A 15,901-nucleotide genomic window follows, 5' to 3' on the forward strand; every position below is an offset into this window, starting at 1 on the left:
TTATAATTTATTCTGCTGCTTTTTCTGCTGCTTCATCAATAGTTTCTGGAGCTGCTTCTTCTGTAGCTACTTCTTCAGCAACCTCTTCTACAACTGGTTTAGCTGCTTCAATTCTTGCTTCGTTAACTGCTTTTTCTGCTGCTAAAGCTGCTGCTTTTGCATCAGATTGAGCTTTAGATAAACCTGCTTCTTTATCAGCTATTTTTGTAGACTTTGCCTCTAACCAAGCTGCAAATTTTGCATCTGCTTGCTCTTGAGTTAAAGCACCTTTTCTAACACCACCAGCTAAATGATTTTTTAACATTGCACCTTTGTAAGATAAAATGTTTTTTGCAGTTTGTGTTGGTTGTGCACCATTTTGTAACCATTGTACAGCTTTATCTACGTTTAAGTTGATTTCTGCAGGGTTTACGTTAGGATTGTAAGTACCAATTTTTTCTAAGTATTTACCATCTCTTTTTGCACGAGCATCAGCGGCAACGATCCAATAGAATGGTTTCCCTTTTTTACCGTGTCTTTGTAATCTGATTTTTACAGACATAATTTGTTAATTTTTTAAGGTTCTCGACCTTGATTATTAATAATCTTACCATCTCGTGGTAAGTGGGCGCAAAAATACAACTTTTTTTCTATTAATCAACTATTATATTGGCTCACAATGATTTTGATAAAAATGTTAAAGCTTAACCCACTATTTTAACATTAAGACCGTTAAAAATAGTTAAGAAATCACAAACCTTGTTAAACATCTTTTATCTTCTAATTTAGCTTGTATCTTTGAGTTGCAGATGCGAAACAATACACATCTATAAAAAACGATATTGAAATTAAAATGAAAATGACACAATGAAGTACACAGAAAAAATTTCGAATAAGTTAAACGAATTACTAGAGAAAAATTACGATGCAGAGAAAGGATATTTAAACTCTGCAGAAAACGTAGAAAGTTCTAATTTAAAAATTTTCTTTAAAAATAGAGCTTCAGAAAGAAGCCAATTTGCTAAAGAATTAAGAACAGAAATATTGTCTTACGGCCAAATTCCGGAAGATGACGGATCTTTTAAAGGTGCAATGCACAGAAACTGGATGTCTTTAAAGTCTTTATTTAGTACAAATGATGAAGAGGCAATTTTAGAGGAAGCTTTAAGAGGTGAAAAAGCAAGTTTAGAAGAGTATAAAGAGATTTTAAAGGAAGATGCTTTTGCACCATCAACAAGAAAAATGTTAGAACAACAACAGCAAAAAATTCAATCAGCTATTAATATTTTAATGGTCGAAGAAGAATTAGCATAGTTAATAAATAGTGAAATTTGAATTTGATAATAGTTAGTTAATTAAAAGTCAATCCTTAATTGGATTGGCTTTTTTTTTTATAAAATGATGTTAAATAATAATTGCTTAACATTAGAGCATGCGTAAAAATTTACATTTATCTGCTAAATCAATTAAACAACATAATGAACGATATTAGACCGATTAATAAAGGTTTTGAAGATTTTAAGCTTTTACCCTATTTACAAAGTTTAAACAAACCAATTAATGATCAATTAATATTTGAGATTGATGTAAAAAAGAACGATTACATCTATTTACCACCAAACAAAGACAATTTTATTTACGAAATAATAACAGGTTCAGTAAAATTAGGTGGCTATTCTGATGACGGTGATAGTTTTGTATATGAAGTTTTACCTCATAATGAGTTTTTTGGTAATTTAAAATATCTAAATGGTATTTTTAATGAATACGCAAAAGCTTTAATCGATTGCAAAATAAGATTATATGACTTAGATTTTTTTAAAAACTTAACCACAACAGAACCCGCTGTTACAAATTGGTTTATTTCTTACATTGTAAAAAGATGGTGTTCTGCAGAGGTGAAATTAAAGACGATTAAAGAAAAAAATATTGAAGATAAAGTAAAGTCTTTGCAAGAATATTACAATATCGAAGTTACAAATACAAAAGGACAACGTTTTTTATTGAGTAATCTACTTTCTAAAAAAGACATGGGTGACCTTATTGGAGTCACCCGTCAAACTGTTGCTACAACACTTCAAAAAGAAAAACAGCTTGTCTTTTAAATACTGAAATTAAATAATATTTAGAGTAAACGTTTTTAATTATTTTAAAGGATAAACTTGCTCTATTTTTTGCTGCAAAGTATCATCATCTCCTCGCATTTCCATTTCTACACTATTTTTGTCAAAATTAATTTTTAACACTCCGAAACTTATTGACGACACAACCTTACCAATTCTTGCCGGATTGTATTCTTTTGTAAAATTCTTACTTGCATGCGTCATTCCACTAGAAGTAAAATCAATTAACGGATATGCTAAACCACTTACTTCTTCTTTAGAAAACTCTGATATATGACGATCTCCAGATAATAGAATTACATTATTAGCTTTTGAAGACACAATTAAATCTAACATTTTTTTACGTTCTAACGGAAAATTTGCCCATTTTTCATACGGATGCTTTTCTGCTATTACTTGTATACTACTTAAAATGATATTAAACTGTGCGTTAGAATTAACTAATTCATTTTCTAACCAAGCCCATTGTTTTTCCCCAAGAATCGTACGATTCTCTTGATCTCCGTTTACACTTTTTTTACTGATATCTGTTCTAAAATAACGAGTATCTAACAACATAATTTTCACCGAACCTTTAGCCGTTTTTATAACTTCAGAATGATAAACGCCTTCTCTATTTCTTCTAGCAGAGTTTTTATCAACTCCTAAGAAATCTAACAATAACTCCTGACTTTTTTCTTTTTTCGGATATTCTACACCCGCATCATTTGCACCAAAATCATGATCATCCCAAACTCCTAAAATTTTTGTTTGTTTTAAAAGAGCATCATAACCTTTTTGCTTTTTTTGAAGATTATAATCTGCTTCCATTTTAGCCATATCTTCTGTATCTGCATAAATAATATCTCCTCCCCAAAGCCATACATCTGGGTTTACAGCTGCAACATCATCCCATAATAAATTCTTTTGATTCGGTTTGTTACAAGATCCAAAAGCGAGTGTAAAATCTGCAGTTTTATCGTTTGTAGATTGCTTTGAAGCTGTATTGTTTTCAGTTGATTTAAAGGTTGTTTTACATGAATATACTGTAAAAGCAACAAATACTATTATTATAATTTTTTTCATTGATATTTTTTCTAATTAATGTTAAATTTTGCTACAACAGGTAAATGATCACTAATAATACTCATTTTATGTGCATTGTATAATTGAGGTACACTTGCAGATTTTTGAATATATTCTTTAAACATATTTGTGTTTATCAAGATATAATCTAATCTACGTTTAGGATCTTTAGAATTGTGCGTCATGATGTTTTTTGGCAAAGGATCGATAAATCTTTCTTTCTTCACTTTTTCATTTAAAAACATATTTATTTCTTCACTGTTTTGTACACTATTAAAATCTCCAAGAACCATAATGTTTTTATTTTTATCCTCTTTTAAAAAACGTTTAAACTGCTGTTTTAAAAAGTTAATCTGTCCTTTTCTCATTGCTATATTTCTCTCTCCTCTACCAGCTTTTAAATGAACTCCCGTAAGAAGAAAATTATAATTTTTACTTGGATACACTTCTATAGACCACATTCTGGTATTTAAATTATTTTGAGTTTGCGCTAATCCGTTTTCATCTTTATAATTTAAAACAGGCGTTGTTACATTACCATAACCATATATTACACCCAAAGGCACTTTGCTCATTACAACTACATTCATATACCAACCATGACTTGGTATATCTGCAAAGTGTTTATATCCCATATTTTGCAATTTAGTTGCTGCAATATTTTTTAAAAAGCTAGCACTTTCAAACTCTTGAAGCACAACAACATCTGCATTTATCTTAGTTAAAGCATCCGCTAGATAAGCTACTTTATTACTCATTAAAGAGTCTGGGTTATTCTCTCTTTTAGAATTTATGTAAGGGTTATCGAAAGCATCCACAAAATGCTCTACATTCCATGTTAAAACTTTAAAACTTTTTTTATTTACAAACTTATAATCAACAGGTAAAACGGCTCCGGTTTTATTTGCTAGATAATTTTCTTTAGCAAAAGAATTATCTGTATCGATAAGATTTTTAGATTGAGAACAACCAATAATCATTAATAAGGTTACAACTATATATATGCTATATTTCATAAATTTCATTTTGTTAAAAAAAAGCCTGATAAAAATTTACCAAGCCTTAAAAACTAAATCAACACTATTTTAATTAAAAGAATATCTAACACCTAATTGTAATCTCCATGGAGTTCCATTAATTGGTTCTGTACCCGCACCAGTTTGTACACTATAAGTATAACTTTTGGTATTTTGATCGAAACCAGTGATATTCATAAAATTTCTTCTTCTACTAAAATTATTTGTTCTTCCCCATTCTTTGTTAAGTAAGTTCATAAAATTGAAAACATCTGCAGAAAACTCTAAAGCACTTTTAGAACCATTAAATTCAATTTTTTTCTGAAGACGAAGATCTACAGTTGCTCTAAATGGGTTTTTACCACCATTTCTTTCTGCAAAACCACCAAAACTTTCTCTTAAATACTCTTTAAAACCATCTGTAGTTTCTGGATCGTTTAAAATTTCGTTGTAATCATCTACAATATTTTGTGGTGTACTTGGATCTGCTGGATCGTAGATATATGCAATATCATTGCTCAAGTTAAAATCTCCGTTTGCACTTTTGTTTCCTGAAGTATGTAAAGAATATCTAGATCCGCCAGTACCAACAACAGTAGCACCTAAGGTAAAACCTTTCCAAGTTGGTGTTGCTCCGTTTACAACAAGTTTAGTATCAAAATGATTATCAGAATACCCATAATTTAAATCTCTAGGATCTCCTGTAACAGGTAAAAAAGTAGATGTATTTGCAACACAACAGTTGTAAGAAGAATTATCTTTAGAACTATTTACGGTAAAACTTGCGTTTAAATAACCGTCTTCACCAATTTTTGCAGAACCTTCTACAACTAAAGCTAAATTATCTAGAATTCCATCAGAATTTAAAACCAACGTTCTTCCAACTAAATCAGAAGCTCTTGACGCCGTCCAATCTGCTCTTCCGTTTGAAGGAATTGTATTTGCAGGCACAAAAACTTCTCTTCCTTCTGGCGTTACAAAATAAGGCTCTGAAACTAAATTAGCTTCTTGATAAACATAATTGTTCTTAGTGTGACTAAAAATTGCATTTACACCTAAACTATATTTATCTCCGAAAAAGTGTGTATAATTTACGTTTGCCTTGTATATTGTTGGAATTTCGAAATCTGGACTTACAGCATTTATTGTAGAAAACGGTGTAACACCCGCTGGCACACCAGGAACTGTATTTGGATCGTTTCTGTAACCAGGAAAATTTGGAGAAGGAACATCTGCACCTGTAACATCAACAGCACCAATTAATGTTCCGCTATTTTGTATATTATTTACTTGCGCATAATAATGTGGCTGAGAAGTAAAAATACCTCCACCAAGTTTTAAAATATCTGTGTCTTTTCCTTTTATATTCCATATTAATTGAAACCTTGGCTGAATATTATCAAAATCTTCTGGCTTTACATCTGTACGAATTCCTAATTCTTGAAAAACTAATGGATTAAATTCTGCAGAATTAACAAATGCTGTTGCATCATATCTAACACCTGCAGAAAAATTTAAATTAGGATTGATATCAAATTCTACTTGTCCAAAAACTGATAAATCTAAAACAGTTTGCTTTACCAAAGTAGAACCTTGTAACGGAACTTCTCTTGCAAATCTAGACGGATTTAAATTATCGAAATCATCTAAAGAATCGAAGAAAAAACGACCATTTTGCTCATTTGACAACTGCGTTTCTAATGCAGTTATCATATTATCTGTACCAAAAGTAAAATTAAACTTTCCTTTAGTTAAATAGGTTGTGTTAGAAATTTGTATTTGATTTTCTAAATTTGTTTCTGGTGTAAAACGCTGTCCACCTAACTGCACACTTCTATTACTTGTTTTTCCGTTTGGCAAAACAGATTCTACTTGTACAATTGCTCTTGGTATGTTTTGAGAAGGCAATTCAGAATTTGGACTAAATATACGTTCTGCACGCTGATATTGTACTTTAAATTCGTTGGTTACACTTGGCGTAAAAACAGAACGTAAAGACAAAAACATACTATTTTCTTTTGATACAAAATCAGAAAAAGATTCTGCAATCTCAATACTAGAATTATCACTTACACTAAAAGGATTGTCCCATTTATTATACAAATTTCTAAATGTTAATCTATGCTTATCATTTATTTGCCAATCAAGTCTAAAGAACAGGTTATTTGCCTCTGTTACTCTATCAAATTGACCAATTTGCTGTGAATTACTTACACCATATTTATCTCTACCAATCTGTAAAAATCTATTTAAATTACCTTCAGATATTCCTAATCTATTCGCATCGTCGTCACTTTCTATATTTGCGATAAATTGAGGATCACCGGCATCTTGTCTTTCGTAAACTAAGAAAAAATGTAATTTATCTTCAATTATTGGTCCTCCAATACTTAAACCAGATTGCGAATTGTAAAAATCTGCACTTCTTTCTTGACCTTGTATTGTATATTGACTTTGTAAATTATCTGCTCTGTGATAAAAAAATGCACTTCCTTCAAAATTATTTGTACCAGATTTAGTAACCGAAGTAATAGAACCACCACCTTGTCTACCCTGCGTAACGTCATAATCGTTTGTAGACACTTCAAACTCTCTAATTGCTTCTTGAGAAATTGTATAAGGTCCACGACCAATTTCACCTGCTGTTAGTGTATTTCTAAAATTTACACCATCAATAGTAACATTTGTAGACGTTCTTCTTTGCCCACCAAGATTTATGCTTCCGCCACCTTGTAAAGGAGACAGGCTTGTTAATCTTGTAAAATTTCTTCCTTCGGATGGTAAATTTTTAATTTGACCTGCGCCAATTTTTGTTGAAGCGCCTACTTGTTGTATTCTTTTTACAATACTATTTGTAGAAATTACAATTTCACTTAAAGAAGTAGAAGATTCTTGTAAAGTAAAATCTAAAGAGATTGCATCGTTAAGATTTAACATAAAACCTTTTTTTACAGCATCTTGAAAGCCCAAAAATTTAGCAGTTACATTATAAGGACCACCCAAAGGCAATTGCTGTATTTTATAATTACCGGTTTCATTAGTTGTTGTACCAGATGTAAAACCAGTAGCCGTGTTTTTTACAATAACAGTTGCACCCATTAAAGGCAAGCCTTCTGCATCTATAATTTTACCTTTAACAGTCGCATTTGTAGCCTGACCATAGGTTTGATTACTGTTTAAAAACAACATACCAAAAGCAAATAATGCTACAATGGTTATTCTTGTTTTCATTATTGATAGTTTCATAATTTAAATAAAAGTTAGGTTTTTAATTAACCTCAAAACTATAATCCAAAACAGCATAACCGATGTTAAATATTAACATTGATAAAGACTTAATATTAACTTAAGATAGATTTAATATTAAAAAGAATAACCAAAATTGTTATTTTTAAGCAATAAAAAAGTGGTTTTTAATGTTGATAAAAGATTGCATTGTTAGTCTAAAAATCAATAACAAAACTCTAAATTTACAGTCCTTTTCAAAAGAATAAAATCATCAAACTAAAAGCAATTTATGTACTTAATTTTTGATACAGAAACTACTGGTTTACCAAAAAGCTGGAACGCACCAATTACCGATACAGACAATTGGCCAAGGTGTATTCAAATTGCATGGCAATTGCATGACAAAATGGGAAATGTGCTAGAACACAACGATTTTCTTATTCAGCCAGATGGTTTTAATATTCCGTATGATGCAGAAAGAATTCACGGTATTTCTACTGAATTGGCAGAAGAACAAGGTATCAAATTAGATAAAGGTTTAGAACTTTTTAACGAAGCTTTAAAAAAAACAAAATTTATTGTAGGTCAAAATGTTGGTTTCGATATTAATATTATGGGCTGTGAGTTTCATAGATTAGGTGTAGAAAACAACTTAACCTCTTTACCTCTTTTAGATACTTGTACAGAAAAAACAGCTACCATGTGTCAAATTCCTGGTGGTCGAGGTGGTAAATTTAAATTACCAACATTAACAGAATTGCACAATCATTTATTTGGCGTTGGTTTTGGTGAAGCTCACAATGCAACTGCCGATGTTGAAGCAACTACACGTTGTTTTTTAGAGTTGATTCGTTTAAGAGAATTTACGCAAGAAGAATTAGATGTAGATGCAGATTATTTTAAGAATTTCTCTGAAGCAAATCCGAAACCAATTCAAGTAATTGGTTTAAAACACATCAATCTAAAACAAGAAAGCGATAAGATTCGTAAGCGTTTAGAAAAATTAAAAGGAGTTTCAGAAACTAAATCTACATCAGAAGGTTTAGCAGAATTAAAAGATGTACAGTTTTCTCATTTACACAATCACACACAATATTCTGTTTTACAAAGTACCATGCAATTGGGTAACATTGTAAAAGCTGCAGCAAAATATAACATGCCGGCGGTTGCTATGACAGATACTGCAAACATGATGGGTGCTTTCCATTTTGTAAACGCAGTTTTAAGTCATAATAAAAATGCCGAAACTCCTATGAAACCAATTATTGGTTGCGAGTTTAACATTTGTGAAGACCATAAAAACAAATCACAAAAAGACAACGGATATCAAGTAGTTTTATTAGCAAAAAATAAAAACGGATATCATAATTTGGCTAAAATGTCTTCTGCAGCCTTTGTAGATGGTTTTTATTATGTACCAAGAATAGACAAAGCTTTAGTAGAAAAATATAAGGAAGATATTATTGTTTTAACCGGAAATTTATATGGTGAAGTTCCTAGTAAGATTTTAAATTTAGGTGAAAAACAAGCAGAAGAAGCTTTACTTTGGTGGAAAGAACAATTTAAAGACGATTTTTATATCGAATTAATGCGTCATGATCAACAAGACGAAAAAATTGTTAACGAAACTTTACTTAAATTTTCTAAAAAACATGATATAAAAGTTATTGCGACAAACAATACTTTTTATCTAGATAAAAAAGATGCCAATGCACACGATATTTTATTGTGTGTAAAAGATGGTGAAAAACAAGCTACTCCAATTGGTAAAGGTCGTGGTTATAGATATGGTTTGCCTAATCAAGAGTATTATTTCAAATCTTCAGATGAAATGAAAAAACTCTTTGCAGATTTACCAGAAGCCATTATCAATATTCAAGAAATTGTAGATAAAATAGAAATATTTACGCTTGCTAGAGACGTTTTATTACCTGCTTTTGATATTCCAGAAGAATTTTTATCCGAAGAAGATAAAATCGACGGAGGAAAACGTGGAGAAAATGCTTTTTTAAAACACCTAACTTTTGAAGGTGCCAAAAAACGTTACGGAGAAATTACAGAATCTATCAAAGAAAGGTTAGATTTTGAATTGGAAGTTATTGAAAAAACAGGATATCCTGGTTACTTCTTGATTGTTGAAGATTTTATTAGAGAAGCCAGAAACATGGATGTTGCAGTTGGTCCTGGTCGTGGTTCTGCCGCAGGTTCTGTAGTTGCATATTGTCTTTGGATTACAAATATTGATCCCATTAAATATGATTTACTTTTCGAGCGTTTCTTAAATCCAGAACGTGTTTCGATGCCCGATATTGATATTGATTTTGATGATGAAGGTCGTGGACGAGTTATGGATTATGTAATTGACAAATACGGCGCAAACCAAGTTGCTCAAATTATTACTTACGGTACAATGGCTGCAAAATCTTCTATTAGAGATACTGCCAGGGTTTTAGATTTACCGTTGTTTGAAGCCGATAGAATTGCAAAATTAATTCCAGGAATTAAACTAAAAAATATTTTTGGTGACGATCCTAAAAGTAAAGGAAAAGTTGATGGTTTAAGAGCTGAAGAGAAACAACTTGTAGAAGAACTAAGAACTATTTCTTATGGTTCTGATTTAGCATCAGAAACTGTAAATAAAGCAACAATATTAGAAGGTTCTGTTAGAAATACTGGTATACATGCATGTGGTGTAATTATTACGCCTGGTGATATTACTAATTATGTTCCGGTTTCTTTGGCTAAAGATTCCGATATGTATGTTACCCAATTTGACAACTCTGTGGTAGAAAATGCAGGTTTGTTAAAAATGGATTTCTTAGGATTAAAAACGCTTACTTTAATTAAAGATACCGTAAAAATTGTAAAAGCTAGACATGGCGTAGAATTAGATCCAGAAAATTTTTCTTTAGATGATGTAAAAACTTACGAATTGTTTCAAAGAGGAGAAACAGTTGGTGTTTTTCAATATGAATCTCCCGGCATGCAAAAACACATGCGTTCTTTAAAACCAACGGTTTTTGCAGATTTAATTGCAATGAATGCTTTGTATCGTCCTGGACCAATGGAATACATTCCGAGTTTTATTAATAGAAAACACGGAACTGAAGATATTGAGTACGATTTACCTGCCATGGAAGAATATTTGGCAGAAACGTATGGAATTACAGTTTACCAAGAGCAAGTAATGCTTTTATCGCAAAAATTGGCAGATTTCACCAAAGGTGAAGCCGATGTTTTACGTAAAGCAATGGGTAAAAAACAAATTGCCGTTCTAGATAAAATGAAACCTAAATTTGTAGAACAAGCAGCTGCAAATGGTCATGATCCTAAAAAACTAGAAAAAATCTGGAAAGATTGGGAGGCATTTGCAAGTTATGCTTTTAACAAATCGCATTCTACTTGTTATGCTTGGATCGCGTATCAAACTGCATATTTAAAAGCGCATTATCCGGCAGAATATATGGCATCTGTACTTTCTAACAACATGAACGATATTAAATCGGTATCGTTCTTTATGGAAGAATGTAAACGAATGGGACTAGAAGTTTTAGGGCCAGATTTAAATGAATCTTACTTGAAATTTTCTGTAAATAAAGAAGGAGCTGTTCGTTTTGGTATGGCTGCTGTTAAAGGAGTTGGTGCAAGTGCTGTAAGAGCAATTATTAAAGAAAGAGAAGAAAACGGAAACTATACTTCTATATTCGATTTAGCAAAACGTGTAGATTTAAGAGCTGCCAATAAAAAATCTTTTGATAGTTTAATTAAAGCAGGTGCTTTCGATTCTTTTACAGATACACACAGAGCGCAATATTTTGATACTGACGAAAAAGGACAAACGTTTTTAGAACGCGCCATGAAGTTTGGTAGTAAATATCAAGAAAATGAAAATTCTGCACAAGTTTCTATGTTTGGTGAAGCTTCTACGGTTCAGTTTCCAGAACCAGATATTCCGCAATGTGAAACTTGGGGAACTATGGAATTACTTTCGCAAGAAAAGGAAGTTATCGGAATTTATATTTCTGCACATCCTTTAGATGATTTTAAAAATGAACTTAAATTTTGTAACGCTTCTTTAAAACATTTTAAAGGTGATCTTGCAAAATATGTTGGTATGAACATGGCTTTTGCAGGTATTATTACCGATGTACAACACAGAGTTTCTAAAGCAGGAAAAGGTTGGGCAGCTTTTACAATAGAAGATTATGGTGATAGTCACGAATTTAGAATTTTTGGTGAAGATTACCTAAAAATGAAACATTTCTTAGTACCAAATTCATTTTTATTTGTAAGATCTACCATACAACCTGGTTGGACGAACAAGGAAACAGGTGTTGCTGGCGAACCAAGATTAAAGTTTACAGAAATGAAATTACTTCACGACATTATGGATGAACTTTGTAAAAAAGTAACTATTCAATTACCGTTAAGTGACATTAAAGAGGATACTATTTTAAATTTAGAATCTATTCTAAAAAACAAACCAGGTAAACAAAACTTAAACTTTACAATTTGGGACGAAAAAGAAAAATTAGAAATCAGTTTGCCAAGTAGAAATACAAAACTGCACATTACTAATGAGTTATTAGCAACTTTAGAAAAACAGCAAATTAAGTATAAATTGAATTAGTTAAACTTATAAAATTGACCTAACTAATAAATTTTAACTATGAAACTATAGCTACTATAAATCAAAAAAAAACAAAATAATAGTAACATAAAACTATTTATTACTATTTTTGTTTAACAAAAATAGAATATCATGAAACAAAAAGAAAACGGAGTTTGGGTAAGTTGGAATGAAAACTTAAAACACAATTATAAGTCTTTATTTAAAATCACCACAGAAAATGAACTACAAGATGTAATTGCAAACAATGATAAAATCCGTTTTTTTGGAAACAAACAGTCCTCTGCAGATATTGCAGCAGGTACCAATGCTTTGTTAGACATGAAAACCTATAACAAAATAGTTTCTTACAATTATAATGACAAAACAATTACTGTGCAATCTGGCGTAATTTTAGGTGATTTATTAGAAGCTATCGAAAAAGTTGGCTGGTGCATACCTTGTTTGCCAGATATTAATACAGTTACAGTTGGTGGCGCTTTAGCTACAGGAACACATGGTACAAGTGGTAAACTTTTATCAGAATACATTACCTCTTGTAGATTGGTTTTGGCAGATGGATCTGTCAAAGAAATTAAGAGTTCGGATGAATTAATGAATGCTGTAAAAGTTTCATTAGGAATGTTAGGAGTGCTTTCTGAAATAACTTTTAAATGTGAAACAGAGTATACTTTACATGTTAAAGAACGCCCAGAAAATGATAAAGAATGGTTACCAAAAATAAAAGATCGTTTAAAACAGCACGATTTTTTACGTGTTCTATGGTTGCCTCATACCAGTAAAGGTTATGTTATAACTGGAGATAAAATTGATAAGGACAAAGAAATTAATGTAAACAACGGACCAAAGTATTTAAAACATAGAAGAACAGCTTCTAAAATTTTATATAAATATTCGCATAAATTTCCTTGGATTACGGCAATTGCAAACAATATTTTAGCTAAAGCTTTTTTTAGTTCGAAAAAAGAACACAAAGGTTCTTTATATCAAGCGACGGTTACAAAATCTAGAGGTTCTACTTTAGAATTAGCAGAATGGACGATAGGTTTAGACAAATTTCCGCAAGTTTTTAAAGAACTAAAAGAAGAAGTAAATAAATGGGACAATAAATCTTTTATTCACATACCGATGGATGTACGTTTTGTACAAAAAGACAACGCTTGGTTAAGCTACGCTTACAAAGAAGATATTGTTACAATGGGTTGTGTATCTAGAAATGCTGCTACGGCAGATACTTATGAGGCATTTAAAAGTGTAGAAAGAATTTTTCTTAAACACGGTGGTAGACCACATTGGGGTAAAAGGTTTGCAGCAAAAGATGCGCAATTATCTAAAATATATCCTAAATGGGAAGATTTCAAAGAACTAAGAAGAGAATTAGACCCAACAAATAAATTTTTAAATCCTTATTTATCTAAATTGGTAAATGAAAAGAAGTTAGCAAATGTTAAAAAAAGTATTGCCTAAAGGTTTTTTATTCGATTTTGATGGCGTAATTGTGCATAGTTTTAAAAGCCACGGAAATGCTTGGGCTAGTGCTTTTAAAGAATTATTTAATAAAGAAATTCCTCCTTTTCCTAAAAGTCATGCAGGTAAATCTCCAATGGTAATTGCAGCTTATTATTGTAGCACAATTGGTCAAGAAAATAAAGCCGAAGAATTGTTTTTACTAAAGGATATTCATCTTGATAAATTTTTTACGATTCCGGACTTATTACCCGGAGTTAACGAATTTACAGATTTTTTATCCAAAGAAAATATACCTTATGGTATTGCTAGTAATGCAACTAAACAGTTTTTAAAAAATAGTATTACCCATTTAAATCTAAATTTTACTACTGTATTTGGTGTACAGGATTATGAAAAACCTAAACCAGATCCAGAGGCATATAAAACTTTAGCCAGAGCATTAAACTTTAATGAAGAAGATTTTAAAGATTTATGGGTTTTTGAAGACAGTTTAACAGGCACAAATGCAGCAAAAGCTGCTGGTATGATTCCGATAGGAATTACAACACAATATACAGATACAGAACTTAAAAGCGCGGGAAGTAGTATAACTTTTCCAACACTTTTAGAAGCATACAACTATATAATAGAAGAAAAAACTAATGATTAATCATTAGTTATTTCTCTAAAAAAAGTTTCTAAATTTTTATTCTGCTTATTTAGACTTAAAATTTTCAGACCGTTTTCTTGAGCAAAATCAAAAATTATGGGTCTCATATCTTGTTCACTTTCAAAAGTAATATACCAAGTATTGTCGTAATTGTTTTTGTAAGAAACCACATTTTGTAGTCTACTTATAAATTGTTCTTCAATCTTATAATCAAAAGTAACTTCTATAATTTGCTCTTTAGTTTGTGTAAGTTCTGCTAATTTTTTATCAATTAAAATCTCACCTTTTTTTATGATAATTACTCGATCGCAAACAGCTTCTACTTCTTGCATGATATGTGATGAAAACAAAACAGTTTTATTTTTTCCTAACTCTTTAATTAAAGCTCTAATTTCTACTAATTGATTAGGGTCTAAACCTGTAGTAGGTTCATCTAAAATTAAAATTTCTGGATTATGTAAAATTGCAGCCGCTAAACCAACTCTTTGTTGATATCCTTTAGACAGTTGATTAATTTTTTTATGTGCTTCTGCAGTTAAACCAACTTTTTCTATACAAATATTAACTTCTGATTTATCGATTTTATGAACTGATGCTTGAAACTGCAGATATTCTTTTACATACATATCTGTATATAAAGGATTGTGTTCTGGTAAATAACCGATGATTTTTTGTACTTCTAAAGGAAATTGTTTCACATCAATTTCATTTACAAAAACTTCACCATCAGTAGGTTTTATAAAACCCGTTAAAATCTTCATTATTGTAGATTTCCCTGCTCCGTTAGGACCTAAAAAGCCAACAATTTGTCCTTTTTCTGCAGCAAAAGAAACATTATTTAAGGCTTTTTGAGTTTTATATATTTTTGAAACTGATTTTACATTTATAGACATTTAAAACCTCTTTTAATACAAAACGGTATTACGTTTATTTTAGTTTGTAGTTTTTGATAAATTTAATCGAATCTTTCGAACATTCTTCATTCGAGACCAAGCTATTTTATGACGTTTTTTATACAGCCAAAGTGTGCCTAAATCTAATAAAAAATAGAAAAAACTTATACCACTTGGCGGATTGTGACTTGGTAAAAAATCGAATACACCCCAAGCCGTAGATGGCCATTGCCAACATAAATAATTAGTACCTACAATTTCTAAATAAGCTACAGTTATGTACATAGATAGATAAAACAATCTTTCTCTTGGCTTCTTTCTTAAGATTAAAATTGTTGCAATAGTCATTACAAAACCAAAAACATCATTTCTAAAAATTAAGAAAACAGTTGCATAAATCAATATAAAAATTGTGAAAAATTTTTCTAGCTTAATTTTATTTTTAATAATTGATGATGCTTTAGAAAAGTATAAAACGGCTACATAAACCAAAGCATGACCTGGTGGCACGTAATGAGGCACGTTACCCAATCTGTAAGAATACATACCCATAACAATAGAAAACAAATACTCGCCAATAATACCAATTAAAACAGCGTAAATCATTTGTTCTTTAACTCTTTTATTTACTCTCCAAAAAGTAATTAAAAAACCAATCATCATGCTAATAGTTGCATATAACTGTGCATTATCTGTAATTTCTACCATGTAGAAACTGTCTAAAAAAAGACCAAAACCTATAAATAAAAATAGTGCTCCTAAACTTTTAAAAGTTGCAAAAAAAGGAGACTTTGTAGCTAACAAACTCATACGGCTAAAATAATTAAAGTAAATAAAAAAAGGCTCAA

Annotated in this window: 11 protein-coding genes; 5 read left to right on the top strand and 6 right to left on the bottom strand. The window is 30.7% G+C overall.

Translation table 11 applies throughout. From position 1 onward, the window contains the following. Positions 1-7: 7 nt before the first annotated feature. Positions 8-541, bottom strand: coding sequence for a 30S ribosomal protein S16 (locus WG950_RS06725; protein ID WP_077811145.1), 534 nt, complete (start codon positions 539-541; stop codon positions 8-10). A 305-nt stretch (positions 542-846) separates the two neighbouring features. Here WG950_RS06725 and WG950_RS06730 point away from each other — a divergent pair, with 305 nt between their 5' ends. Further along, entirely contained in the window at positions 847-1,293 is a 447-nt protein-coding gene (locus WG950_RS06730) for a ferritin-like domain-containing protein (RefSeq protein ID WP_077811144.1), read from the top strand. Positions 1,294-1,457: 164 nt separating this feature from the next. Then, positions 1,458-2,084: a Crp/Fnr family transcriptional regulator gene (locus tag WG950_RS06735; RefSeq protein WP_340935068.1), complete on the top strand. Its 627-nt coding sequence runs from the start codon at positions 1,458-1,460 to the stop codon at positions 2,082-2,084. Positions 2,085-2,123: 39 nt separating this feature from the next. Here WG950_RS06735 and WG950_RS06740 read toward each other — a convergent pair whose 3' ends face one another. From WG950_RS06740 to WG950_RS06750, 3 genes are all read right to left on the bottom strand, one after another. Then, positions 2,124-3,167, bottom strand: a complete 1,044-nt coding sequence (locus WG950_RS06740) for an alkaline phosphatase D family protein (RefSeq protein ID WP_340935071.1) — start codon at positions 3,165-3,167, stop codon at positions 2,124-2,126. Between the two features lie 11 nt (positions 3,168-3,178). Further along, positions 3,179-4,183 carry an endonuclease/exonuclease/phosphatase family protein gene (locus tag WG950_RS06745; RefSeq protein ID WP_340935074.1) on the bottom strand — a complete coding sequence of 335 codons (1,005 nt, stop codon included), beginning with the start codon at positions 4,181-4,183 and terminating at the stop codon, positions 3,179-3,181. A gap of 69 nt (positions 4,184-4,252) precedes the next feature. Next, the gene (locus tag WG950_RS06750) at positions 4,253-7,414 is read right to left on the bottom strand and encodes a TonB-dependent receptor (RefSeq protein WP_340935075.1); all 3,162 of its coding nucleotides are present in this window, start codon (positions 7,412-7,414) and stop codon (positions 4,253-4,255) included. Positions 7,415-7,700: 286 nt separating this feature from the next. Here WG950_RS06750 and dnaE point away from each other — a divergent pair, with 286 nt between their 5' ends. The 3 genes from dnaE to WG950_RS06765 all read left to right on the top strand — a co-directional run bounded on the left by dnaE (position 7,701) and on the right by WG950_RS06765 (position 14,160). Further along, on the top strand, positions 7,701-12,041 hold the full coding sequence (dnaE, locus tag WG950_RS06755; RefSeq protein ID WP_340935077.1) for a DNA polymerase III subunit alpha: 4,341 nt from the start codon (positions 7,701-7,703) through the stop codon (positions 12,039-12,041). 132 nt (positions 12,042-12,173) lie between these two features. Then, entirely contained in the window at positions 12,174-13,508 is a 1,335-nt protein-coding gene (locus WG950_RS06760; protein WP_340935079.1) for a D-arabinono-1,4-lactone oxidase, read from the top strand. Then, positions 13,486-14,160, top strand: a complete 675-nt coding sequence (locus WG950_RS06765; protein WP_340935081.1) for an HAD family phosphatase — start codon at positions 13,486-13,488, stop codon at positions 14,158-14,160. Before WG950_RS06760 ends, WG950_RS06765 begins: the two co-directional genes overlap by 23 nt. Here WG950_RS06765 and gldA read toward each other — a convergent pair. Together gldA and WG950_RS06775 are read right to left on the bottom strand one after the other, a co-directional pair. Next, positions 14,157-15,053 (bottom strand): gliding motility-associated ABC transporter ATP-binding subunit GldA, encoded by an 897-nt coding sequence (gldA, locus tag WG950_RS06770; protein ID WP_340935083.1) that lies wholly within the window; start codon positions 15,051-15,053, stop codon positions 14,157-14,159. The two genes, WG950_RS06765 and gldA, sit on opposite strands and share 4 nt — an antisense overlap. 39 nt (positions 15,054-15,092) lie before the next feature. Further along, positions 15,093-15,863, bottom strand: coding sequence for a hypothetical protein (locus tag WG950_RS06775; protein WP_340935084.1), 771 nt, complete (start codon positions 15,861-15,863; stop codon positions 15,093-15,095). Positions 15,864-15,901: the final 38 nt, after the last annotated feature.

The organism is Polaribacter marinaquae (assembly GCF_038019025.1).
GTDB classification, from domain to species: Bacteria; Bacteroidota; Bacteroidia; order Flavobacteriales; family Flavobacteriaceae; genus Polaribacter; species Polaribacter marinaquae.